The following is a 21,101-nucleotide window of genomic DNA, read 5'->3' as shown; positions in this document are numbered from 1 at the left end:
GTCTTCATCCCGGGTGGTGTAGGTTGCCGCCACATCGCCGGCCTTGGCGCTGTTCTCGACGAAGCTCTTGGCGACCACGTCGATGGTGGGCGCGTCGTTCACCGGCTTGACGCTAATGTTCACCTTGGCACTGTCGGTATCGCCGTCAACGTCTTCGGCCACATAGTCAAAACTGATATCGCCGTTGAAGTTCTCGTTCGGCTTGAAGGTCATGCTGCCATCGGCCGCAATCTCCACAACACCGTCCTTGACCGCGATGCTCTGCGCACCGCCCGTCAGCATGACGCCGTTGATGGAAACAATCTTCAGCCCGCCATCCGGAGCATTGTCGTTGGCCAGCAGATCCAGGCTCACCGAACCATCTTCGTTGACCTCGTACTGGTCGTTCACCGCATCGACCGACTCATCAATGTCCACGCTGCCATCGTCGGTCGCGGTGCCGGTGTTGCCGGCCGGATCGGTGACGCTGGCCGTTACTTGATAGCTGCCTTCCGCCAACGGAGTGGTGACATCCACGCTGTAACCACCACCCGGTTGCACGGTGGTAGTCAGGGTTTGCTGAGTGCCATTGGCATCGGTCACCACAAGAGTGACCGTGCTGCCTGGAACCGCATTGCTAGTACCAGTGATAGTCGGTGTGGTGTCATTGGTATTGTCAGGCGCATCGACGGTGATCGCTGGAGCCGTTACATCCACACTCCCTGAATCAGTCGCACTACCTGTATTCCCCGCAGGATCGGTCACTGTGGCGGTGACTGTATAAGAGCCTTCGGCCAAGGGGGTCACCACATCCACGGTGAAGGTGCCAGCGGGTGTGACGGTAGTGGTCAGGGTTTGTTGATTACCGTTTGCATCAGTGACCAGAAGGGTGACGATGCTGCCAACGGGAGCATCCGTGGTTCCAGTCAGGGTCGGAGTGGTGTCATTGGTGTTATCTGGCGCAACAACGGAAATGGTAGGAGGCGTAAGGTCAAATACTTCATCCTCGCCAGCAGCACCCAACGGTGGCTCACCATTGGCGTTGTAGGTGGTATCGAAGGTGGCTTCAGCAATGGTTGCGGAACCGGTACGGTCGATGGTGACAAAACCGCCGTTGCCACTGGCACCGGCGACGCCCCCAATACCGCCACCACCGGCGGCAGGTGCACCGCCAGCAGCAGAGGCTTCAAAGGCCTGGGTCGGGTCAGCGCCACCCAAAATGGCCTGTTGCAGGGCATTGATATCATCAGGAGTACCTGCAGCGCCGTTTTGCGCCAGCTGGGGAGCATCTCCCTCTTCGGCAGGCTCACTCTGCTCGCTGGCTGGTTGCACATTGAATGACTGTCCGCCGCCCATGAAACTGGCGCCATCCGGCGACATGATCACCGCCCCTTTCGGCAGCACATCACCTTCAGCCAACAGCTTCCGGCTGCCATCTGCGGCAACCAGATAAATTTGTCCTTTAAGTTGGGTTACGGTTACGCCCTGTTCCAAGGTAACGGCATTGGTGATCATGTTCTCTCCTGAATCCTGATTTGAATGCAATAAGCCACAGCCTACTTTGCAGACTGAGGGAAAAAATAACCAGCTCGAAAATTCGAAAGGATAGACCGATTTGAGGCTGAACTGTTCAGCCAGACAGAAGTGTATAAAACGAGGTTGCGAGAATGGCAAAAACCAAAATTATCAATAAATTACAGAATGATAACGGGAGCATGACAAAGCATGCTCCCGTCAGGATTAACCCTAGGCCCCCGCCCAGAGGATGATAGCCAGCAGCTGTGGCGAGATGATCCGCAGGAACATAACCAGCGGGTAGACAGTGGCGTATGAGAGCGCACTGGCGCCACTGGTCGGGTGCATGGCGTTGGCAAAGGCCAGCGCGGGAGGATCTGTCATGGAGCCGGCCAGCAAGCCGCACAGGGTCAGATAGTTCATCTTGCCGTAGAGGCGCGCCAGCACACCGACTACCAGCAGCGGGATCAGGGTAATCGCCATACCGTAGAGCATCCAGGCTGGGCCATCACCGTTGATCAGGGTATCGACGAAGCCGGCACCGGACTTGAAGCCGACCACCGCCAGAAACAGCACGATCCCGATCTCCCGCAGCGCCAGGTTGGCGCTGGGTGGCATGAACCAGTAGAGCTTGCCGATGCTGCCGATCCGCGACAGGATCAGCGCCACCACCAGCGGCCCACCCGCCAGACCCAATTTGAGAGCGGCCGGGAAGCCGGGCAGGTAGAAGGGGATGGAGCCGAGCAATACGCCTAGGCCAATCCCGATAAATACCGGCAACATCTGCACCTGTTGCAGTTTTTGCTGCACGTTGCCGACCACATTGGTCACGGCCTCGATGGCATCGAGACGACCCACCAGGTTGAGGATGTCGCCAAACTGCAGACTGGTCTGACTGGTCGGTACCAGCTCGATACCGGCCCGGTTGAGGCGGGAGATCACCACGTCATAACGCTGTTTGATATCGAGATCGCGGATCTTCTTGCCAAGAACCTGTTCGTTGGTCACCACTACCCGCTCGACGCGCAGATCGGTGCCACGGGTCGAGAGCGAGGTCTCCACCTCCTCCCCCAATACCAGCAACACCTTGTGCAGCGCGTGACGCTCTCCGACCAGGTGCAGCAAGTCACCCAATTCGATACGGGATTCCGGCCGTGGCACCATCAGCTCGTCGCCCCGTTTGAGCCGTGAACAGATGACATCAGACTCGTCGAGACTCGGGATCTCGCTCAGCATCAGGCCGTGCATATTGGGGTTGCGCACCGCGATGTTGATGGTCTGCAAGCTCTCCTTGGTTTTACCGGTTTGTAGCTCGAACTGGGCAGCTTCATCGTCGATCTTGATGCGAAAGAAGACCCTAACCAGCCACATGGTGAGCAAAATGCCACAGATACCAAACGGATAGGCAACCGCATATCCCATCCCCATCAGGCCGGTAGAACCGGGCGCGGCGCCCAGCTCGGCCAGGATCTGCTGGCCCGCACCGAGGGATGGCGTATTGGTGACGGCACCGGAGAAGACCCCCAGAATGACCGGCAACGGCACATCGAAAAATTGATGCAAGCCAGCGGCCACCACGCAGCCAAGGATGACCAGCAAAGCGGCAAAGGCGTTGAGTTTGAGACCCGAACTGCGCAATGACGAGAAGAAACCCGGCCCAACCTGGATGCCGATGGTATAGACAAACAGGATCAGGCCAAATTCTTGAATAAAGTGAAGCGTTTGTGCATCCAGCGCGAGATCGGAGGCGCCTGCAAAGTGACCCACTATGATGCCGCCGAACAGCACCCCCCCTATTCCCAAGCCAACGCCATAGACTCGCCAGTTTCCCAGCCAGAGTCCTAGCACTGCCACCAGCGACAACATGCTGATGGAAAGCGCGATTTCACTCATTTCGTGCATCCTTTGCGAATTGAACTGGCCCTAGCTTGTCAGCAAACGCTGATGCCAACTGTGTGATACCGCACGAATTTATCCTTTTACGCGCTAAAAATACCAATTAAGGGCTAGTTGCAAGACGTTAGGCGACGTAGCCGTAAATGGCCATAAAGTGACAAACGCTGCCACCCAGCACAAAGAGATGCCAGATGGCGTGGTTATAGGGGATCTGCTTGGCCACATAGAAGATGACCCCGAGGCTGTAGATAAGGCCACCGAGCCCGAGCAGCAGCAGCCCCTCACCAGCCAGATGGATATAGAGCTGATAGATGACCACCAGCGACAGCCAGCCCAACATCAGGTAGGTAAAGAGCGACAACTTCTTGAAGCGGTTGATAAACACCAGCTTGAACACCACGCCAGCCAGCGCCAGGGCCCAGATCACCACCATCAACCCCTTCGCCAGCGGCGTGTCGAGCGCCACCAGCAGGAAGGGGGTATAGGTGCCGGCAATCAGCAGATAGATGGCGCAGTGATCAAACACCTTGCACCAACGTCGGGCTCGCCCTGACCCCATGCTGTGATAGAGGGTCGAGGCGAGATAGAGCAGCACCAGACTGCCACCATAAAGGCTGTAACTCACCAGCGCCTGCATGCCCTGCCCCCATCCCTTGATGAGCAACAACACCAGCCCGACAATCCCCAGCAACAATCCCGCACCGTGACTCAGCCGGTTTGCCAGCTCCTCCCGGGGGGAGTAATCCATCACACCACTCATAACATCGACTCCACCATAACTGTGGCTCACTCTACCCAGCGCCATTTCAGAGTACAAGTGTTCGCTTAAAAAATGGAGTGGCTGTCACCTGCCAACCTTTGGTGTATGCTCTGCCGCCGATGCCCGAGACAAGCGGCATAGACACTAACACCGGTGACCTGGTCTGGAGAACCTGATGAAGTTGACTGAGCTGTTTGCACAAGCGCATCCCGCCTTTGGCGAGGCGATGAACACCTTGCTGGAGAGCTTCCACCACTCCGACGACAGTCAGGCCCCCTATCAGCGCGACCTGTTCACCCACCAGCTCGATCAATCCCGCATGCCCACCTGCGGCTGCTCGACCGAGGCCTATCTCGCCCGGCTGGCTACTCTGGTACCCGGCGCCTCGCACCTCACCTCGCCACGCTACATGGGCCATATGACGGCGCCACTGCCGGCCTATACCGCCGAGCTGTCGCGCCTGCTGGTGATGCTCAACCAGAATCCGATGAAGATGGAGTCCTCCCGCCTGCTCAGCTTTCTGGAGCGGGAGGTGCTGGGCAAGCTGCACCGCCTCATCTATGGCAGGGACGATGCCTTCTACGGCGAGCAGATGCATGCCAAGGATGCCGCTCTCGGTGTCATGACCAGCGGCGGCACCATCGCCAACGTCACGGCACTGTGGCTGGCTCGCAACCGCGCCTGTGGCGATAACCTGTTCGCCCTCTATGAGCAGGGCTATCGGGGCGCCGTCATTCTGGGCTCCCGTCTGATGCACTACTCCTTCGACAAGGGGATGGATCTGCTGGGACTGGACGCTCGCAGCGTCTGGCGCCTCGAGACCGACGAGCAGAACCGGCTCAGTCTGGCTGCGTTGGAGCGGGCGCTGCTCCAGTGCAAGGAACAGAAATTGAAAGTGCTGGCATTGGTCGGCGTGGCAGGCAGTACCGACTTTGGCTCCATCGACCCCCTGCCGGAGCTGGCCGCCATCGCCGAGCGCGAGCAGATCCACTTCCACGTGGATGCCGCCTGGGGAGGCCCGACCCTCTTCTCCCCCCGCTATCAAAACCTGCTGGCCGGGATCGAGCGCGCAGATACCGTCACTCTGGATGGCCACAAACAGCTGCTGGTGCCACTCGGTACCGGCATGCTGCTCTGCCGCCAGCCCGACATGATGATGGCGGTCAAGCGGGAGGCACCCTACGCTATTCGCGCCACCTCATTCGATCAGGGCCGCTTTACCCTGGAGGGCACCCGCCCGGCCAATGCCCTCTATCTGGATGCCGCCTTCCAGCTCTTCGGCCAGCAAGGCTATGCCGAGCTTATCGAAGCCAACTACGACCGCGCCCGGCTGATGGCAGATCTCATCGAAAGTGACCCCGCCTTCGAGCTGATGTCGGCACCGGTGATGAACCTGCTCTCCTACCGCTGCATTCCACCCCACCTGCAGGGCAAGGTGCTGGATGAAGCGGCCAATGCACAGATCAACGACTTCAACGTGGCACTGCAAAAAGCCCAGCGGGCCGAGGGGCACAGCTTTGTCTCCCGCACCCAACGAGCGGTGGTACGCTACGGTGCCCAACCGCTCACCCTGCTGCGCGCCGTGCTGCTCAACCCTCTGATTGAAGAGCGCCATATCCGCGACCTGCTGGCCGATCAGCAGCGACTGGGGATCTCCATTGCACGCCAACTGTTTGGCGACAGCGCGGAACCGGCGTAAAAATGAGCGGTCTTATTCATTTGCCGTTGTCCGCCATGCAGGTAGACTGGGCGAAATTTGCAGGCCATTTTTGAGGACTAGGCGCCAACAATGAAGCAATTTATTGAATTTATTCCACTTATCGTTTTCTTCGCGGTCTACAAGTTCTACGACATCTACATGGCTACCGGCGCACTGGTAGTGGTCACCGGTCTGCAGCTCGCCTATAGCTGGATCCGCTATCGCAAAGTCGAGAAGATGCAGCTCTTTACCTTCCTGCTGGTCGGCTTCTTTGGCGGCCTCACCGTCTTCTTCCACGATGACACCTTCATCAAGTGGAAAGTGACTGTCATCAACGTACTGTTCGCACTGGGTCTGCTCATCAGCCGCTACGGCTTTGGCAAGAATCTGATCAAACAGATGCTGGCCAAGGAGCTGCTGGCACCCGATGCAGTCTGGGACAAGGTCAATCTCGGCTGGGTCGGCTTCTTTACCGTCTGTGGCCTGCTCAACCTCTACGTGGCATTCAACATGCCGCAGGAGATGTGGGTCAACTTCAAGGTGTTCGGCCTGCTGGGGATGACGCTGGTCTTTACCCTGCTGAGCGGCGTCTACCTCTACCGCCACATCCCTGCCGAGCAGTTGTCCCAGCAAAAAGACGAACCCAAAAAGTAACCCTCATCAGAAAAGGATCCTCTCATGTGGTATCTCATCTACTCCGAAGATGTCCCCGATAGCCTGCCACTGCGCAAGCAGGTTCGCCCTGCCCATCTGGCTCGCCTGCAAGCCCTGCAGGATGAAGGTCGCCTGCTGACCGCCGGTCCCAACCCGGCCATCGATGCCGAGGATCCGGCCGATGCAGGCTTTACCGGCAGCACCGTCATCGCCGAGTTTGCCTCGCAAGCGGATGCCAAAGCCTGGGCCGATGCCGATCCCTATGTGGCAGCTGGCGTCTATGCCAAAGTGACCATCAAGCCGTTCAAGAAAGTCTTCTGACCCAAAGCGCATAGCTAAATAAAAAGGCCGGACTGGAAGTTCATTCCAGTCCGGCCTTTTTGCATCCCGATATCTCGTTTATGCCTTGGCGACAAACCAGGGATTGAGGATATCGGGCTTGTTGTAGGCAAGGGGTGAGCCATCGAGCTGGGTGACGCTGCCACCGGCCCCCTCCAGCACAGCCTGCGCCGCGCCGGTATCCCACTCGCAGGTGGGGGCGAGGCGCGGATAGAGCTCGGCGCCCCCCTCGGCGATGATGCAGAACTTGAGGGAGCTGCCCATAGAGACCAGCTCGATCTCGCCAAAAGGTGCCAAGAAATCGAGGGTCGCCTGCGACAGGTGGTTGCGACTGCCCACCACTCGCCACGCCTCGCCTTCACGATGAGCCCGGGTCTGGATGGACTCGCGCTTGCCATCGGCGATGCGCCAGGCACCGAGCCCCTTTCCGCCATACCAGAGCTTGTCCAGCACTGGGGCATAGACCAGCCCCCAGCGCGGCGCCCCCTCTTCAATCAGCGCGATATTGACGGTGAACTCGCCGTTGCGGGAGACAAACTCCTTGGTTCCGTCGAGGGGATCCACCAGCCAGTAGCGGGACCAGCCGTGGCGCGCCGCCATCACCTCGGACCCAGACTCCTCGGACAATACAGGGATGTCGGGAGTCAGTCGTGCCAACCCCAGAACGATCACCTCATGAGCCCCCTTGTCGGCCGCCGTGAGCGGGCTCTCGTCGCTCTTGTACTCCACCGCGAAGGGCTGGCTGTAGATGGCCATGATGGCCGCTCCCGCCGCGCGGGCGACAGGTTCAAGGTCGGTGATATCGGGGTGGTACAAGGGATGATCCATAACAATCTCGTCCAGCTTACAGGGTCAACCAGTGTAACCCTTTTGACATCAACTGCTTATAGCCGATTGTGCTGGGTTATTACTGCGCGGGTGCCGCCCTCGCTTGAACAGGGCCTGAAATAACAAAGGACGCCGCGGCGTCCCTTGTTATTTCTAGCGGCCGGTCTCAGGCCGCGGGCCTATTTTGCAACTCAGATCCCCTGACGGGCTTCCTGCATCAGCAGGCGCATATCGCTCACGGCTTTGGCCAGACCATCGAAGGCGGCGCGGCCGATGATGGCGTGGCCGATATTGAGCTCATAGAGCTCGGGGATGGCGGCGATGGCCTTGACGTTGTGGTAGTGTAGGCCATGGCCGGCATTGACCTTGAGCCCCTTGCCAGCGGCATAGGAGGCACCGGCGGCGATGCGCTTGAACTCGGCGTTGCGCTCGGCATCTGTGGTGGCATCGGCGTAACGGCCAGTGTGGATCTCGATAAAGGGGGCACCACTCTCGGCAGCTGCATCGATCTGGATTGGGTCGGCATCGATAAAGAGGGATACCTGCGCCCCCACCGCGGAGAGACGGGCAACGGCATCAGTCACCTTGTCCAGCTGACCGGCCACGTCCAGACCGCCTTCAGTGGTCACCTCGGTGCGCTTCTCCGGCACCAGACAGACGAAGTGTGGCTTGATGCGGCAGGCGATGCCGATCATCTCTTCTGTCACTGCCATCTCCAGGTTCATTCTGGTCTGGATAGTCTGGCGCAGGATCTCCACATCGCGGTCGGTGATATGGCGGCGATCTTCCCGCAGATGCACGGTAATGCCATCGGCCCCAGCCTGCTCGGCCACGAACGCGGCCTGTACCGGATCCGGATACTGGGTGCCACGGGCGTTGCGCAGAGTCGCGATATGGTCGATGTTCACACCCAGATAGATTTCACTCATTGAGAACTCCTTGAAAGGCTTCATCTGTTGACTGCGCGGTCAGCGAATCACACCGCGCCAATATCCGTATGTCTGTAATCTGTGTCAGCCTTGCATACTGGCCTTGCGTTTTAAAAACAGCTCCCGGCTCTTTAGCTGGCGCTTGCCCAGATAGGGTTGCAGTGCCAGTCGGCTGAAACGTTTGGCCGCCTGCAGCAAGGGAGGGGTATCGAAACGTCCCTCGGCAAAGGCGAGCAGGTGGGCACCGAGAAACAGGGTACGGGGATCCGGCGCCCGCTCGCAAGCAACAAAGCCCAATTCACGCTCGAAGCCATAGAGCAGGGTCGGCTCGATGGGCGACTCGTCGTCCGCCGTGTATTCGAAATCCACCGCATAGCCGAGCGCCTGCAACAGCAGGAACTCGAAGCGACGCAGCGGCAGCTCCGGCGTCTCGCCGTCGGCCAGCGCCATGATGGCACGGGCATAGGCATCGAACACTTCGGGGAACGGGGTGTGCGCTTCCAGCAGGTAGTAGACCAGCTCGTTGAGATAGAGGCCGTAGAAGAGGCGATCGCCGCCGAGACGCAGGGAGTGATCCGGGCATTCGACCTGGGTGAGGTTCTTGAGATCGCCCTTGCCGCGCCAGGCGATGGTGAGCAGGGTAAAGGGTTGCAGCAGCCCCTTGAGAGGGGAGCGTGGCCCGCGAGAACCGCGAGCCACCAGAGTAAATCGGCCACTATCCTGGGTGAAGACCTCGACCAGCTGGCTGGTTTCCCGATAGGGCCGACTGTGGATGACGAAAGCCGGGGTCAGCAATCAGTCGTCGCCATACCCGAGGCTGCGCAGGGCGCGCTCATCGTCAGCCCAGCCCGACTTGACCTTGACCCACAGCTCGAGGTGCACCTTGTTCTGGAACAGACGTTCCATGTCGAGGCGCGCCTCGGTGCCGATGGTCTTGATCTTCTCGCCCTTGTTGCCGATGACCATCTTCTTCTGGCCATCGCGCTCGACCAGGATCAGGCCGTGGATGTGATAGAGGCCGTTCTCTTCCACCTTGAATCGCTCGATCTCCACCGTCACCGAGTAGGGCAGCTCCTCACCGGTGAAGCGCATCAGCTTCTCGCGGATGATTTCGGAGGCCATAAAGCGGGACGAGCGGTCGGTCACGTAATCTTCCGGGAAGAAGTGGACGTTTTCCGGCAGCAGATCCTTGGCCCACTCGCGGATCTTCTCCACGTTGGTGCCCTTTTCGGCACTGATGGGCAGAATATGGGCGAAGTTCATCTGTTGGCCCAGCCACTCGAGGTGGGGCAGCAGATCTTCTTTCTCTTTGACGTTGTCAATCTTGTTGACCGCCAGCACCACGGGGCACTTGAGATTGCGCAGCTTGCCCAGCACCATCTCGTCATCTTTGGTCCAGTGGGTACCGTCGACCATGAACACCACCATGGCCACATCACCCAGCGAACTGGTGGCGGCACGGTTCATCAGGCGGTTGATGGCCCGTTTCTCTTCAATGTGCAGACCCGGGGTGTCGACATAGATGGTCTGGTAGTTATCCTCGGTGTCGATCCCCAAAATCCGGTGACGGGTGGTCTGGGGCTTCTTCGAGGTGATGCTGACCTTCTGGCCAAGCAGCTTGTTGAGCAGGGTGGACTTGCCCACATTCGGTCGGCCCACGATGGCGACAAAGCCGCAGTAGGTGGTATCTGTCATGACAGTTTTTCCAATGCTTGCTGCGCAGCGGCCTGTTCGGCCTTGCGACGGCTGGTGCCGACCCCGACGAGGGGACCATCCAGACCTTCCACGTCACACTGGACGGTGAACTCCTGGTTGTGGGCCTCGCCCTTGACGTTGGTCACAGTGTAGGTCGGCAGGGATTTGCGGCTTCCCTGCAAAATTTCTTGCAGACGGGTCTTGGGATCTTTCTGCTCGATGCCCGGCTTGATCTCTTCCAGGCGGCTGGCATACCAGCTCAGCAGCAGTGTCCGCACCGTCTCAAGATTGGTATCCAGATAGACGGCACCGATCACCGCCTCGACCGTGTCGGCCAGAATGGATTCGCGGCGAAAACCGCCGCTCTTGAGTTCGCCGGGGCCGAGGATCAGGTGATCACCAAGGTCAAACTCCCGGCCCAGTTCGGCCAAGGTCTTCTCGCGCACCAAGGTGGCGCGCATCCGGCTGAGATCCCCTTCCGCCGCTTGCGGGAAGCGGTGGAACAGATCGTCGGCAATCACCAGACTCAAAATCGAGTCACCCAGAAATTCCAGTCTTTCATTGTGACGGGAACCGGCGCTGCGGTGAGTCAGCGCCCGGGTCAGTAGTTCCAGATCCGCAAAGACATGCCCGAGACGGGACTGCAGTCTGTTCATCTTGATATTCATTTACTTGATTCCGCCAATGCGGTTGAAGCGCACACCTGTCGGTACCCAACTTGGCAGCAGGGAGCCTTCTTCGCGCTCGAATTCAAAACTTATCCAGATAGCGACCGCCTTGCCGACCAGATTCTGCTCGGGCACAAAGCCCCAGAAGCGGCTGTCGGTGCTGTTGTCGCGGTTGTCGCCCATCACGAAATACTGGCCTTCCGGTACCACCCACTCGTCGGGGTAGGTGCCGGGCTGGCGATAGTAACGACCAACCATGTCGGGCATCAGCGGATTGCGCAGGGTCTCGTGGGAGACATCACCCAACTGCTCGGTATAGCGGTCAAGGGGGATCCCCATCTGGGTAAATTCGCCTCTTTGTTCAAACTTGACGTCGAGCTTCTTGAAGCCCGGGCACGTTTTCCCTTCCTGCTCCTCGCACTTGGGCCGGATCATCAGCTCCTTGTTGCGATAGATGACCCGATCACCCGGCATGCCGACCACCCGCTTGATGTAGTCAACGCGCGGTTCAAGGGGATACTTGAACACCACCACGTCGCCACGCTTGGGCTCGCCAGTCTCGAGGAACTTGGTGTTGGTCACCGGGTCCCGCAGACCATAGGCAAATTTTTCCACCAGGATGAAGTCGCCCACCAGCAGGGTGGGCATCATGGAACCTGACGGGATCTGGAACGGTTCAAAAATGAACGAACGCAGGATCAGCACAAAGGTGATGACCGGGAAGACCCCGGCGGTCTGCTCAATCCAGACCGGCACGGGGGCGACCTTGGCCAGAGTCTTCTCATCCAGGTGGGCACCGCCATGGGCACGAGCCACGGCAATCTTGGCGGCGCGCTGCTTGGACCAAATCATCTTGTCCAGACACCAGATAACACCGGTGATCGCGCAGACCACCACCAGGATCAGGGAAAACGTGCTTGCCATCTATTAATCCTTTCCGACGTGGAGAATCGCGAGGAAGGCTTCCTGCGGCACGTCGACACGGCCGAGGGACTTCATCCGCTTCTTACCTTCTTTCTGCTTGTTCAGCAGTTTCTTCTTACGACTCACGTCACCACCGTAGCACTTGGCGGTTACGTCTTTACGCAGTGCCTTGACGGTGCTGCGAGCGATGATCTGGTTGCCGATGGCCGCCTGAATGGCGATATCGAACATCTGGCGCGGGATCAGCTCGCGCATCTTCTCCACCACCTGACGACCGCGATACTGGGCGTTGTCCTTGTGGGTGATGATAGCCAGGGCATCGACGCGCTCACCGTTGATCATGATATCCAGACGGACCATGTCGGAGGTTTCGAAACGCTTGAAGCCGTAATCCAGCGAGGCGTAACCGCGACTGGTGGACTTCAGACGGTCGAAGAAGTCGAGCACCACTTCCGCCATCGGGATTTCATAGGTCAGTGCCACCTGCTTGCCGTGGTAGACCATGTTGGTCTGCACGCCACGCTTCTCGATACAGAGGGTGATCACGTTGCCCATGTACTCCTGCGGCAGCAGGATATGACACTCGGCGATCGGCTCGCGCATCTCCTTGATGCTGGTGATGGCAGGCATCTGGGCCGGGCTGTCGATGTGGATGGTGGAACCGTCGGTCAGCTCGATCTCGTACACTACGGTCGGCGCCGTGGTGATCAGATCCAGATCGTATTCACGCTCCAGACGCTCCTGAATGATCTCCATGTGCAGCATGCCGAGGAAGCCACAACGGAAGCCGAAGCCCAGCGCCGTGGAGCTCTCCGGTTCGAAGAACAGGGAGGCATCGTTCAGGGAGAGCTTGTCGAGGGCGTCACGGAACGACTCATAGTCATCGCTGGAGATGGGGAACAGACCCGCATAAACCTGCGGCTTCACCTTCTTGAAGCCAGCCAGCGCCTTGTCGGCACCGTTCTTGGCCTGAGTCAGGGTATCGCCCACCGGCGCGCCGTGGATGTCCTTGATACCGCAGACAACCCAACCTACCTCGCCACAGCCCAGACCCTGGGTATCCACCTGCTTGGGCGTGAAGATACCGATACGATCGACACCCCACACCTGACCGGTGCTCATCACCTTGATCTTGTCGTTCTTCTTCAGGGAACCGTTCTTGATCCGCACCAAAGAGACAACGCCCAGATAGGAGTCGAACCAGGAGTCGATGATCAGCGCCTGCAGCGGGGCATCCGGATCACCTTCCGGCGCCGGGATCTTGGCGACGATCTCTTCCAGCACTAGGTCAACACCCAGGCCGGTCTTGGCAGAGCAGCGCACCGCATCGACTGCGTCGATACCGACGATGTCTTCGATCTCCTCGGCAACCCGCTCGGGTTCTGCGGCCGGCAGGTCAATCTTGTTCAGCACCGGCACCACTTCCAGATCCATTTCCATGGCGGTATAGCAGTTGGCCAGAGTCTGTGCCTCAACCCCCTGGCCGGCATCCACCACCAGCAGCGCCCCTTCACAGGCCGCCAAAGAGCGGGAGACCTCGTAGGAGAAATCCACGTGGCCCGGGGTGTCGATAAAGTTCAGCTGGTAGGTGTTACCGTCTTGTGCCTGGTAGTTCAGGGTCACACTCTGTGCTTTGATGGTAATGCCGCGCTCGCGCTCCAGATCCATGGAGTCAAGCACCTGAGCCTGCATCTCGCGGTCGGACAAGCCACCGCAAGTCTGGATCAGACGGTCCGACAGGGTCGATTTACCGTGGTCGATGTGCGCAATAATCGAAAAGTTACGAATGTGTTTCATCGAGCAAGAGTCACTCAAAATTAGTTAAGGTCAGTTATGGAGGCGCGATTTTACTGGATAACCCGGCTGACGGCCATTCTTTAGTCGCCAGCGCCAGTGAAATAGCGCCTGTTCGGTCAGGGGAGGATGCGGACAGGGACTACCACGCCGAGCATCTGCGGGCCGTAGCGCCCCTGATCCAGGCGGTTGGAAAAGTAACGAACCAGTAAAAAGCCCAGCACGCCCCCCAGCAGGCAGCAGAGAATGGTAATTCCCTCCCCGCCCGAGAGCAGCGGCGCCAGCCAGAGCTGCCCCAGCAAGGCGCCGGCCAACAGGCAGAAAAGCGGCAGCACATAGACCAGCGCAGCCCCGCGCAGCAGACTCTCCTGCGGGATACCGAGCCTCACTTGCTGGCCAACCCGCACCTCGGCGGTCAGCCTGACCCGCAAGCGGGGAGCTTTCAGGGGAAACGCCTTGGCCACGGTGCCGGTACCGCAGTTGGATTGCTGCTGACAACCACTGCAGGCGGAGCGACGCTCGCACTCCACCCAGGCATGGGCACCCTCAATGGCCACCACGGTCGCCAGCTCTTCACTCATCTCATTCACGGCAACACCTCGGGTTCACACAGTCAGGGGATCTGACCACGACTCGCCACGCTCGGCAAGCGGGGGACAACCCCACATCCCCCGTTACTGCACCGCTTCGTTGCGGGCCAGCGGCTGGACCGACTCGGCGATGCGCTTGGCGGTTTCGGCAGGCACCTCGCCGACCACGGTGATCTCGACCCCCACCTCGTTGACATAGCTCACCAGCGAGGTCGCCCCCTGGCGGATCAGCTGCTGGCGCACCGCCTGTTTGGGATCGACCCGGGAGACGTAGACCGAGAGATCCACCAGCCCGTCGGAGAGCATCATGTAATCCACCGGCATACTGGTGGTCACCAGCTGGTGCCGGTCTTGCGACAGCACCTTGAAGCCATCGGGCAACCAGGTGATCTGCCAGTTCAACTGCTGTTGCGGCGCCGGGTAGGCATCCTCCAACGCCAGCGCCGGAGGCTGCTTACTGTTGGCCAGCTTCACCAGCCAGGGGGCCGGTTTGCTCTGCAGATCCAGCTCGACACCGAGTACCTGCTCCACCAGATTGCCTTCCCGCTCGACCATGTCGATCCGCAGCAGCAAGTGGCTCTGCTCGTCAATCCAGAGCACGAAACCATATTTATCGGCCTCTTTAGGCACCAGCCTCACCACCTGTGCCACCACACCGGCAACCCGGCTGCGGCCGGCCAGCACAGGATCATAGCTCTCCAGCACCTGCGCCAGCGGCATCTTCACCAGGGTCGACCAGATGCCGGGGAAGCGGGCATCCTTCAGGGTGTAGGGATCGTGGCTGTTTTCAAAGAAGGTGTATTCGTTCTGGCGCTGGAGATACTCGATCGCCTTGCCGTCGAGGTAACTGAGGTGGGCAACTTCCTTGCCGTTGATGACGGCATGGCTGATCCGGATCGGTTCAAGACGCCCCTGACGGGCCTTGACCATGGACAACTCGAAATTCTGTTGCTGCACGGCACTCTGCATCTGCTGCAACAAGGCCTCGGCCGACTTATCGTCGGCCGAGGCCTTGGCACTGATCAGCAGGAGAGAGGCCAGCAAAATACGGCTGGACTGGCGCACGTTTGTATCCCTGACAATTCGTTATTGTTGGATCTGTCTGTCTTGCAACAGGCGCTGCTGCAACTGGTGGTCACGCAGGAAGGCATTGATCCGCTCCCGCTGCTCCTGCATCTGCTGTTCGGTCAGCCCCTGCTGACGGGCGCGGGCACCATCCTGTTGCGGATAATGAACACTCACCGGTGCCGCACTGCCACCGATTGGAATGGTATTGAGCACCGGATTGGCCGGAACGCCATCATGCCCCTGATACTGCTGCACCCCGAAGATAACGGCAGCGGCCACGGATGCCGCAATGGCATATTGACCCAGTTGCTGACCGACCCGGCGGAACAACGGAACCACATTGGCATCTGTCTTGACCGGTGCAACGACAGGTTTCAGCACAGGCAGAACCTCAACCGGCTTGGGTGCCAGTATGGTGGGCTCATCCTCCAGCGCAGCCATGATGCTGTCACTGAGATCCAGTTGCAGATTGACCGGCAGGTCACCCCGCATGGCATCGCCGATCAGGTGGTAACGACCCCAGGTATCTTGCAAGTCGGAGTCCATCTCCAGCTCGTTCAGTACCTCTGCGTCACTCAGGTCACCATCCATCAGGGCAGAGATTTGCTCTTTATTTGCCATAAGTTAACCCGTCTTTCCCCAGTTAATTCTCGATCAGAGGTTGCAGCTTTTTATCGATTGCTTCCCTCGCCCGGAAGATACGGGATCTGACCGTACCCACAGGGCAATCCATGATTTCGGCAATCTCTTCGTAGCTCAGCCCTTCCAGTTCGCGAAGGGTGATAGCTGTCCTCAGGTCTTCCGGCAATGCCTCTATGGCTGAAAACACGGTGCGTTTGATCTCGTCAGTCAGCGCCAGGTTTTCGGGGGTTGAGACCTCTTGCAAGGCTTCACCACCGCCATAAGACTCCGCTTCGTCAGCCTCCACATCACTGCTGGGCGGCCTGCGCCCCTGGGAGGTGAGATAATTCTTCGCCGTGTTCACGGCAATTCGGTACAACCAGGTGTAAAAAGCACTTTCGCCACGGAATGTCGGCAATGCACGGTAGGCTTTTATAAAGGCCTCTTGCGCCACATCGGGCACATCACCGGGATTGTTGACATACCTGGCAACCAGGTTGACCACCTTATGCTGGTATTTTTTTACCAACAGGTTGAAAGCTGCTTTATCGCCGCGCTGGACCCGTTCAACCAGCTGTTCGTCCAGTAGATTCTGGTCGCTCATCAGAGCCGTAAAACCCCCATCAGGTTATCGTTTTTCTTTTCCGGCCCTTCCTAAGCGCACAAGTTCAGACAGGGAGAATCAGAGAAAGTTCGCTTCAATTGAAAAAAATGTGATGCAGGCTGCATCCTCGCCCTCGCTTGGGCTACCATGGTGCCAGTTCTTAATCCAGGCCAATGATACTTATGAAAGCAAGTGTTGAATACCTTTGCGATGTACTGATCATTGGCAGCGGTGCCGCTGGTTTGTCCCTCGCGTTGCGATTGGCAGACCACGCCAAAGTCCTGGTTCTGAGCAAGGGGCCCATCAGTGAAGGGGCCACTTTCTATGCGCAAGGAGGCATCGCTGCCGTTTTCGACGAAACCGACAGCATCGAATCCCACGTGAGCGACACGCTCAACGCGGGCGCCGGGTTGTGTGACCCGGCAGTGGTCGAGTTCACCGCACGCCACGCCCGCGAGTCCATCCAGTGGCTCATTCAGCAAGGGGTTCCCTTCGATCAGGAGGAGAACGCCGACGGCGAGTCTCAGTACCACCTCACCCGGGAAGGGGGCCACAGCCATCGCCGCATCTTCCACGCGGCCGACGCCACCGGCAAGGCGGTGCAACTGACCCTGATCGATCAGGTGCGCGCTCACCCCAATATCCAGTTGATGGAGCGCTTCAACGCGGTCGACCTCATCACCACCCGCAAGCTCAACCTGCCGGGCAACAAGGTGCTGGGGGCCTACGTCTGGAACCGCAACGCCGAGCAGGTCGAGGTGATCCGCGCCCGTTTCGTGGCACTGGCCACCGGTGGTGCCTCCAAGGTCTACCAGTACACCTCCAACCCGGATGTGAGCTCTGGCGATGGCATCGCCATGGCATGGCGGGCCGGTTGCCGGGTGGCGAACCTGGAGTTCAACCAGTTCCACCCCACCAGCCTGTTCCACCCGGACGACCCCAACTTCCTGCTGACCGAAGCGCTGCGTGGCGAGGGGGCCTATCTGCGCCGCCCGGACGGCAGCCGCTTTATGCCGGAGTTTGACGAGCGGGCCGAGCTGGCGCCGCGCGACATCGTCGCCCGCGCCATCGACCACGAGATGAAGCGGCTCGGGGCGGATTGCATGTATCTGGATATCAGCCACAAACCGGCCGATTTCATCATCAAGCACTTCCCGACCATTTATGAACGCTGCCTCGCGGTTGGCATCGACATCACCAAGGAGCCGATGCCCATAGTGCCGGCCGCCCACTACACCTGTGGCGGCGTGATGATCGACAACAACGGCCAGACCGATATTCCCGGCCTCTACGCCATCGGTGAAGTGACCTACACCGGTCTGCACGGCGCCAACCGCATGGCCTCCAACTCCCTGCTGGAATGCGTGGTCTATGCCCATCAGGCGGGGGCCGACATTCTGGCCAAGCTGCCGATGAGCGTGGAGCCGCCGCGCCTGCCGGTGTGGGACGAGAGCAAGGTGGAAGATTCCGACGAACTGGTGGTGATCCAGCATAACTGGCACGAGCTGCGGCTGATGATGTGGGACTACGTGGGGATAGTGCGTACCAACAAACGCCTGGCCCGCGCCAAGCGCCGCATCGACCTGCTCAAGCAGGAGGTGCAGGAGTACTACGCCAACTTCCGCGTCTCCAACAACCTGCTGGAGCTGCGTAACCTGCTGCAGGTGGCCGAACTTATCGTCAACTGCGCCCTGCAGCGCAAGGAGTCGCGCGGCCTGCACTACAACCTGGATCATCCAGATATGCTGCCGGACTCCAAACCGACCGTGCTGACCCCGGAGCGGGATTAATCCCTTTCCCGCAAAGCGTTGCAGCAATCAGTGACCCCGCCCCGGCGGGGTCACTTGTTTTCAACCGCTTTTCAGCCACAAAAAGAGTACCTTCAACCACATAGCTGCGGCTTATCGCGATAACTCAGCACACGGTCATCACGGGGAAAACTCCGTCAGTACCGGGACGGCAGAAAGTGGATGGCTCGTGCCAGCAGGCGGTAATGTTCGGGGGGAAGGGCGTCGGAGAAGAGCCACAGTTGCCGTGGCGACACAGCTCCACTCTCTTGCTGCTCGGGACAAAGCGTCAGCCTGAGCGCGCCGGGCAGAATGCGGCTTTTCTTGTCGAGCTGATAGCGACGACCTTGCCACTGCAGCCACTGGCCATCCCAGACGAGCTCGAACGGGGGCGCGGCGAGCGCCCGCCAGCTCAGCCAGAGCGCCACCAGCCAGACGGGCAGCAACAGCGCCCACTGCCAACCGGCAATCAGGCCAGCCACCGGCCAGAGCAGGAACAGAAAGAGGGCCACCAGCAAATATTGCTGATGGCGGGAGGGGTGAACCGTCATGATCACCCGCTCCACGGTATTACCCCTGGCGGTCGTGGCGCGCCTGATTGCGCTCCAGGATCATCGGGATCATGGCGGCAAATGCGGGATCGGCAGGGACACCATGACCCATGCACCATTTGAACAGATCCGGATCGTCGCTCGCCAGCAGGCGGATAAAGGTCTGCTGATCGGCTTCGCTCAGGGAGTCGAACTCGTGTTCGAAAAAGGGCATAAAGATCACATCCAGCTCGAGCATACCGCGACGGCAGGCCCACTTCAGGCGGGATTTTTCAACTGGGCTCAACATGGCACTCTCCTTACAAAGACCGGGGGATGGTACCAGCTGGATTTTCCGGCTGACAAACATTAGTTACGTCTTTACCATGCAGCTCACATACTTTCTCTCTGGAATACCATCGTGAGCCTGCAACCACCTGTTTTTCCTGCCGAGCCGACCCGCTTCCCCCTGACCAAGCTGGCCATCACCCGTATCAGCGGCCAGGATCGCGCCAAATATCTGCAAGGTCAGGTCACCTGTGATGTCAACGCCCTGCAACCGGGGCAACAGACCCCGGGCGGCCACTGTGATCCCAAGGGCAAGCTGTGGAGCAATTTCCGCCTGCTCTGCCTCGACGACAGCCTGCTGCTGCTGACCAGCCCTTCAGTGTTGGAACGTCAGCTGCCGGAGCTGAAGAAATTTGCCGTCTTCTCCAAGGTCGAGATCGCCGCAGACGAACGCCACGCCACCGGGATCGCCGGTACGGGCAGCGATGGCTGGATCACTGCCCAGTTCGGCCTTGAGCAGAGCGGTCTCATCGACGGCGGCATAGCGGTGAAGATTGAACAGGATCGCTGGCTGCTGGTGAGCAATCAGCACGCCGACGCCCTGCCGCAAGGTGACGAGTCACTCTGGTGGGGGCTCGAGATCAAGGCAGGCCTGCCACACATGGAAGCGGTACATCAGGGGGAGTTCATCCCGCAGATGCTCAACCTGCAGGCACTGGACGGCATCAGCTTCAACAAGGGCTGCTACATGGGGCAGGAGACGGTGGCCCGCGCCAAGTATCGCGGCGCCAACAACCGCGCCCTGTTCCTGCTGGCGGGCACTACCGGCGAGCCGGTTGCCAGCGGCGATACTCTGGAGCTGCAACTGGGTGACAACTGGCGCCGCAGCGGCATGGTGCTCAACGCCTGGCAACAGGCCGGGCAGGTGTGGCTCACCGCCGTACTGCCGAAAGATACCGAGGCTGACGCCCAATTCCGCCTCAAGCAGGACGAAGGCTCCCGCCTCACCCTGCAACCCCTGCCTTACGCCCTGACCGAGTAAGGTCGGCTAGCGAGGCACGCGCGCCAGCAGTGCCTCCTTCAGCCAGCGCCCCGCCTGCCCCAGCGGGCGGGCGCGATGCCACTGCAGCTCCAGCGCCAGCGCGTGGCTGGCGATAAAGTCCGGCTCCAGCACCACCACTTCACCCCGCGCCAACGGTTGATGCAGCAGAAATTCCGGAATGGCGGACCAGCCAAGGCCCCGCTTGACCAGCTCCAGCACCCCGAGATCCCCCTCGACCCACCACACCTGAGCCGAGATGCGAAAACGCTGGCGCTCGCTCCCTTCCCGTCGGCCGGTCACCATCAGCTGACGTGCCCCCTGCAGGTCGACCTCCCGCAGCGGCCGCTTGCGAGCCAACGGATGATCCGGTGACACCACCAGCGGCATGGTCACCTCCCCCAGTGAACGGGCGACTATCTCCCGCTGGGGATGCACCTTCTGATAGCTGATGCCGAGCTGGGCCCGGCCGGTCACCAGCATCTCGGTCACATCCTCCATCAGCGGGAAGAGCAGCTCCAGCTCCACGGTCGGGTAACGAGTGGCGAACTCCTCCAGCAGGGTGCCGAGCCAGGGGAGGTGGGAGTCATCATCGATGGCCAGAGTGAGCCGCGTCTCCACCCCGGCCGCCAGCTCCCCGGCAATGGATTGCAATCGTTCACTCTGCGCCAGCAGGATCCCCGCCTCCTGCACCATGCGGGCCCCCGCCTCCGTCAGCTGCGGATAGCGGCCGCTGCGGTCAAACAGGGTGAGCGCCAGATCGATCTCCAGATTGGCGATGGCGCTGCTCACCACCGACTGCGCCTTGCCCAGCTTGCGGGCGGCAGCGGAAAACGAGCCGGTTTCGGCGGCCGCCAGCAAGATCCTCAGTTGTTCCAGTGATAGCGTCATCTT

The 21,101-nt window shown here is 59.8% G+C and carries 22 protein-coding genes; 5 read left to right on the top strand and 17 right to left on the bottom strand.

The genetic code is table 11. From position 1 onward, the window contains the following. The 3 genes from AB5Z02_RS08345 to AB5Z02_RS08335 all read right to left on the bottom strand — a co-directional run. Window positions 1-1,494: retention module-containing protein (locus tag AB5Z02_RS08345; protein ID WP_368215846.1), on the bottom strand; the 1,494-nt coding region annotated here is incomplete at its 3' end. 231 nt (window positions 1,495-1,725) lie between these two features. Beyond that, entirely contained in the window at window positions 1,726-3,387 is a 1,662-nt protein-coding gene (locus AB5Z02_RS08340) for a putative transporter (RefSeq protein ID WP_005335335.1), read from the bottom strand. A 127-nt stretch (window positions 3,388-3,514) separates the two neighbouring features. Further along, window positions 3,515-4,150: a hemolysin III family protein gene (locus AB5Z02_RS08335; protein ID WP_263084564.1), complete on the bottom strand. Its 636-nt coding sequence runs from the start codon at window positions 4,148-4,150 to the stop codon at window positions 3,515-3,517. Between the two features lie 175 nt (window positions 4,151-4,325). On the opposite strand from AB5Z02_RS08335, the gene AB5Z02_RS08330 reads away from it, so the two are divergent. From AB5Z02_RS08330 to AB5Z02_RS08320, 3 genes are all read left to right on the top strand, one after another. Beyond that, window positions 4,326-5,849 (top strand): aminotransferase class V-fold PLP-dependent enzyme, encoded by a 1,524-nt coding sequence (locus AB5Z02_RS08330; protein WP_201944401.1) that lies wholly within the window; start codon window positions 4,326-4,328, stop codon window positions 5,847-5,849. A gap of 90 nt (window positions 5,850-5,939) precedes the next feature. Beyond that, on the top strand, window positions 5,940-6,503 hold the full coding sequence (locus tag AB5Z02_RS08325; protein ID WP_201944400.1) for a septation protein A: 564 nt from the start codon (window positions 5,940-5,942) through the stop codon (window positions 6,501-6,503). Between the two features lie 24 nt (window positions 6,504-6,527). Continuing rightward, window positions 6,528-6,824, top strand: coding sequence for a YciI family protein (locus tag AB5Z02_RS08320; RefSeq protein ID WP_047436050.1), 297 nt, complete (start codon window positions 6,528-6,530; stop codon window positions 6,822-6,824). 78 nt (window positions 6,825-6,902) lie between these two features. Here AB5Z02_RS08320 and cysQ read toward each other — a convergent pair whose 3' ends face one another. From cysQ to rpoE, 11 genes are all read right to left on the bottom strand, one after another. Continuing rightward, window positions 6,903-7,658, bottom strand: coding sequence for a 3'(2'),5'-bisphosphate nucleotidase CysQ (gene cysQ / locus AB5Z02_RS08315; protein ID WP_368215848.1), 756 nt, complete (start codon window positions 7,656-7,658; stop codon window positions 6,903-6,905). A gap of 203 nt (window positions 7,659-7,861) precedes the next feature. Further along, on the bottom strand, window positions 7,862-8,599 hold the full coding sequence (gene pdxJ, locus AB5Z02_RS08310; protein ID WP_005335389.1) for a pyridoxine 5'-phosphate synthase: 738 nt from the start codon (window positions 8,597-8,599) through the stop codon (window positions 7,862-7,864). An 84-nt stretch (window positions 8,600-8,683) separates the two neighbouring features. Beyond that, the gene (gene recO, locus AB5Z02_RS08305; protein WP_005335391.1) at window positions 8,684-9,394 is read right to left on the bottom strand and encodes a DNA repair protein RecO; all 711 of its coding nucleotides are present in this window, start codon (window positions 9,392-9,394) and stop codon (window positions 8,684-8,686) included. Beyond that, the gene (gene era, locus AB5Z02_RS08300) at window positions 9,395-10,294 is read right to left on the bottom strand and encodes a GTPase Era (RefSeq protein WP_005335393.1); all 900 of its coding nucleotides are present in this window, start codon (window positions 10,292-10,294) and stop codon (window positions 9,395-9,397) included. It lies immediately after the preceding gene. Continuing rightward, window positions 10,291-10,962 (bottom strand): ribonuclease III, encoded by a 672-nt coding sequence (rnc, locus tag AB5Z02_RS08295; protein ID WP_005335394.1) that lies wholly within the window; start codon window positions 10,960-10,962, stop codon window positions 10,291-10,293. The genes era and rnc overlap by 4 nt, the downstream gene beginning before the upstream one ends. After that, entirely contained in the window at window positions 10,963-11,886 is a 924-nt protein-coding gene (gene lepB, locus AB5Z02_RS08290) for a signal peptidase I (RefSeq protein WP_005335395.1), read from the bottom strand. It abuts the gene before it with no gap. Window positions 11,887-11,889: 3 nt separating this feature from the next. Further along, window positions 11,890-13,683: a translation elongation factor 4 gene (lepA, locus tag AB5Z02_RS08285; protein ID WP_005335396.1), complete on the bottom strand. Its 1,794-nt coding sequence runs from the start codon at window positions 13,681-13,683 to the stop codon at window positions 11,890-11,892. 116 nt (window positions 13,684-13,799) lie between these two features. Then, on the bottom strand, window positions 13,800-14,261 hold the full coding sequence (locus tag AB5Z02_RS08280; protein WP_139428717.1) for a SoxR reducing system RseC family protein: 462 nt from the start codon (window positions 14,259-14,261) through the stop codon (window positions 13,800-13,802). 93 nt (window positions 14,262-14,354) lie between these two features. Then, complete coding sequence (locus tag AB5Z02_RS08275; protein ID WP_005335407.1) at window positions 14,355-15,335, bottom strand: MucB/RseB C-terminal domain-containing protein; 981 nt, start codon at window positions 15,333-15,335, stop codon at window positions 14,355-14,357. Between the two features lie 21 nt (window positions 15,336-15,356). Then, window positions 15,357-15,959 (bottom strand): sigma-E factor negative regulatory protein, encoded by a 603-nt coding sequence (locus tag AB5Z02_RS08270; RefSeq protein ID WP_368215845.1) that lies wholly within the window; start codon window positions 15,957-15,959, stop codon window positions 15,357-15,359. A gap of 22 nt (window positions 15,960-15,981) precedes the next feature. Then, the gene (gene rpoE / locus AB5Z02_RS08265; protein WP_005335411.1) at window positions 15,982-16,563 is read right to left on the bottom strand and encodes an RNA polymerase sigma factor RpoE; all 582 of its coding nucleotides are present in this window, start codon (window positions 16,561-16,563) and stop codon (window positions 15,982-15,984) included. Between the two features lie 182 nt (window positions 16,564-16,745). On the opposite strand from rpoE, the gene nadB reads away from it, so the two are divergent. Continuing rightward, on the top strand, window positions 16,746-18,353 hold the full coding sequence (nadB, locus tag AB5Z02_RS08260; RefSeq protein WP_005335413.1) for an L-aspartate oxidase: 1,608 nt from the start codon (window positions 16,746-16,748) through the stop codon (window positions 18,351-18,353). Between the two features lie 155 nt (window positions 18,354-18,508). On the opposite strand, the gene AB5Z02_RS08255 is transcribed toward nadB, so the two are convergent. Together AB5Z02_RS08255 and AB5Z02_RS08250 are read right to left on the bottom strand one after the other, a co-directional pair. Then, complete coding sequence (locus AB5Z02_RS08255) at window positions 18,509-18,901, bottom strand: protein YgfX (RefSeq protein ID WP_368215844.1); 393 nt, start codon at window positions 18,899-18,901, stop codon at window positions 18,509-18,511. A gap of 19 nt (window positions 18,902-18,920) precedes the next feature. Further along, window positions 18,921-19,190 (bottom strand): succinate dehydrogenase assembly factor 2, encoded by a 270-nt coding sequence (locus AB5Z02_RS08250; RefSeq protein WP_005335417.1) that lies wholly within the window; start codon window positions 19,188-19,190, stop codon window positions 18,921-18,923. A gap of 111 nt (window positions 19,191-19,301) precedes the next feature. Here AB5Z02_RS08250 and ygfZ point away from each other — a divergent pair, with 111 nt between their 5' ends. Beyond that, the gene (gene ygfZ / locus AB5Z02_RS08245) at window positions 19,302-20,210 is read left to right on the top strand and encodes a tRNA-modifying protein YgfZ (protein WP_368215843.1); all 909 of its coding nucleotides are present in this window, start codon (window positions 19,302-19,304) and stop codon (window positions 20,208-20,210) included. A 6-nt stretch (window positions 20,211-20,216) separates the two neighbouring features. On the opposite strand, the gene AB5Z02_RS08240 is transcribed toward ygfZ, so the two are convergent. Continuing rightward, the gene (locus tag AB5Z02_RS08240) at window positions 20,217-21,098 is read right to left on the bottom strand and encodes a LysR family transcriptional regulator (RefSeq protein WP_368215842.1); all 882 of its coding nucleotides are present in this window, start codon (window positions 21,096-21,098) and stop codon (window positions 20,217-20,219) included. Window positions 21,099-21,101: the final 3 nt, after the last annotated feature.

The sequence above is a fragment of the Aeromonas sp. R2-3 genome (assembly GCF_040908375.1).
GTDB lineage: Bacteria > Pseudomonadota > Gammaproteobacteria > Enterobacterales > Aeromonadaceae > Aeromonas > Aeromonas veronii.
Note: the sequence above shows the minus strand (reverse complement) of the source record. Positions and strands in the feature narration are given on the sequence as shown.

Bases quoted from the DNA above. Each gene is read 5' to 3' on its own strand.
- AB5Z02_RS08340 (WP_005335335.1), bottom strand. From the start codon at position 3,387: ATGAGTGAAATCGCGCTTTCCATCAGCATGTTGTCGCTGGTGGCAGTG.
- AB5Z02_RS08335 (WP_263084564.1), bottom strand. From the start codon at position 4,150: ATGAGTGGTGTGATGGATTACTCCCCCCGGGAGGAGCTGGCAAACCGG.
- AB5Z02_RS08330 (WP_201944401.1), top strand. From the start codon at position 4,326: ATGAAGTTGACTGAGCTGTTTGCACAAGCGCATCCCGCCTTTGGCGAG.
- AB5Z02_RS08325 (WP_201944400.1), top strand. From the start codon at position 5,940: ATGAAGCAATTTATTGAATTTATTCCACTTATCGTTTTCTTCGCGGTC.
- AB5Z02_RS08320 (WP_047436050.1), top strand. From the start codon at position 6,528: ATGTGGTATCTCATCTACTCCGAAGATGTCCCCGATAGCCTGCCACTG.
- pdxJ (WP_005335389.1), bottom strand. From the start codon at position 8,599: ATGAGTGAAATCTATCTGGGTGTGAACATCGACCATATCGCGACTCTG.
- era (WP_005335393.1), bottom strand. From the start codon at position 10,294: ATGACAGATACCACCTACTGCGGCTTTGTCGCCATCGTGGGCCGACCG.
- rnc (WP_005335394.1), bottom strand. From the start codon at position 10,962: ATGAATATCAAGATGAACAGACTGCAGTCCCGTCTCGGGCATGTCTTT.
- lepB (WP_005335395.1), bottom strand. From the start codon at position 11,886: ATGGCAAGCACGTTTTCCCTGATCCTGGTGGTGGTCTGCGCGATCACC.
- lepA (WP_005335396.1), bottom strand. From the start codon at position 13,683: ATGAAACACATTCGTAACTTTTCGATTATTGCGCACATCGACCACGGT.
- AB5Z02_RS08280 (WP_139428717.1), bottom strand. From the start codon at position 14,261: ATGAGTGAAGAGCTGGCGACCGTGGTGGCCATTGAGGGTGCCCATGCC.
- AB5Z02_RS08270 (WP_368215845.1), bottom strand. From the start codon at position 15,959: ATGGCAAATAAAGAGCAAATCTCTGCCCTGATGGATGGTGACCTGAGT.
- rpoE (WP_005335411.1), bottom strand. From the start codon at position 16,563: ATGAGCGACCAGAATCTACTGGACGAACAGCTGGTTGAACGGGTCCAG.
- nadB (WP_005335413.1), top strand. From the start codon at position 16,746: ATGAAAGCAAGTGTTGAATACCTTTGCGATGTACTGATCATTGGCAGC.
- AB5Z02_RS08255 (WP_368215844.1), bottom strand. From the start codon at position 18,901: ATGACGGTTCACCCCTCCCGCCATCAGCAATATTTGCTGGTGGCCCTC.
- AB5Z02_RS08250 (WP_005335417.1), bottom strand. From the start codon at position 19,190: ATGTTGAGCCCAGTTGAAAAATCCCGCCTGAAGTGGGCCTGCCGTCGC.
- AB5Z02_RS08240 (WP_368215842.1), bottom strand. From the start codon at position 21,098: ATGACGCTATCACTGGAACAACTGAGGATCTTGCTGGCGGCCGCCGAA.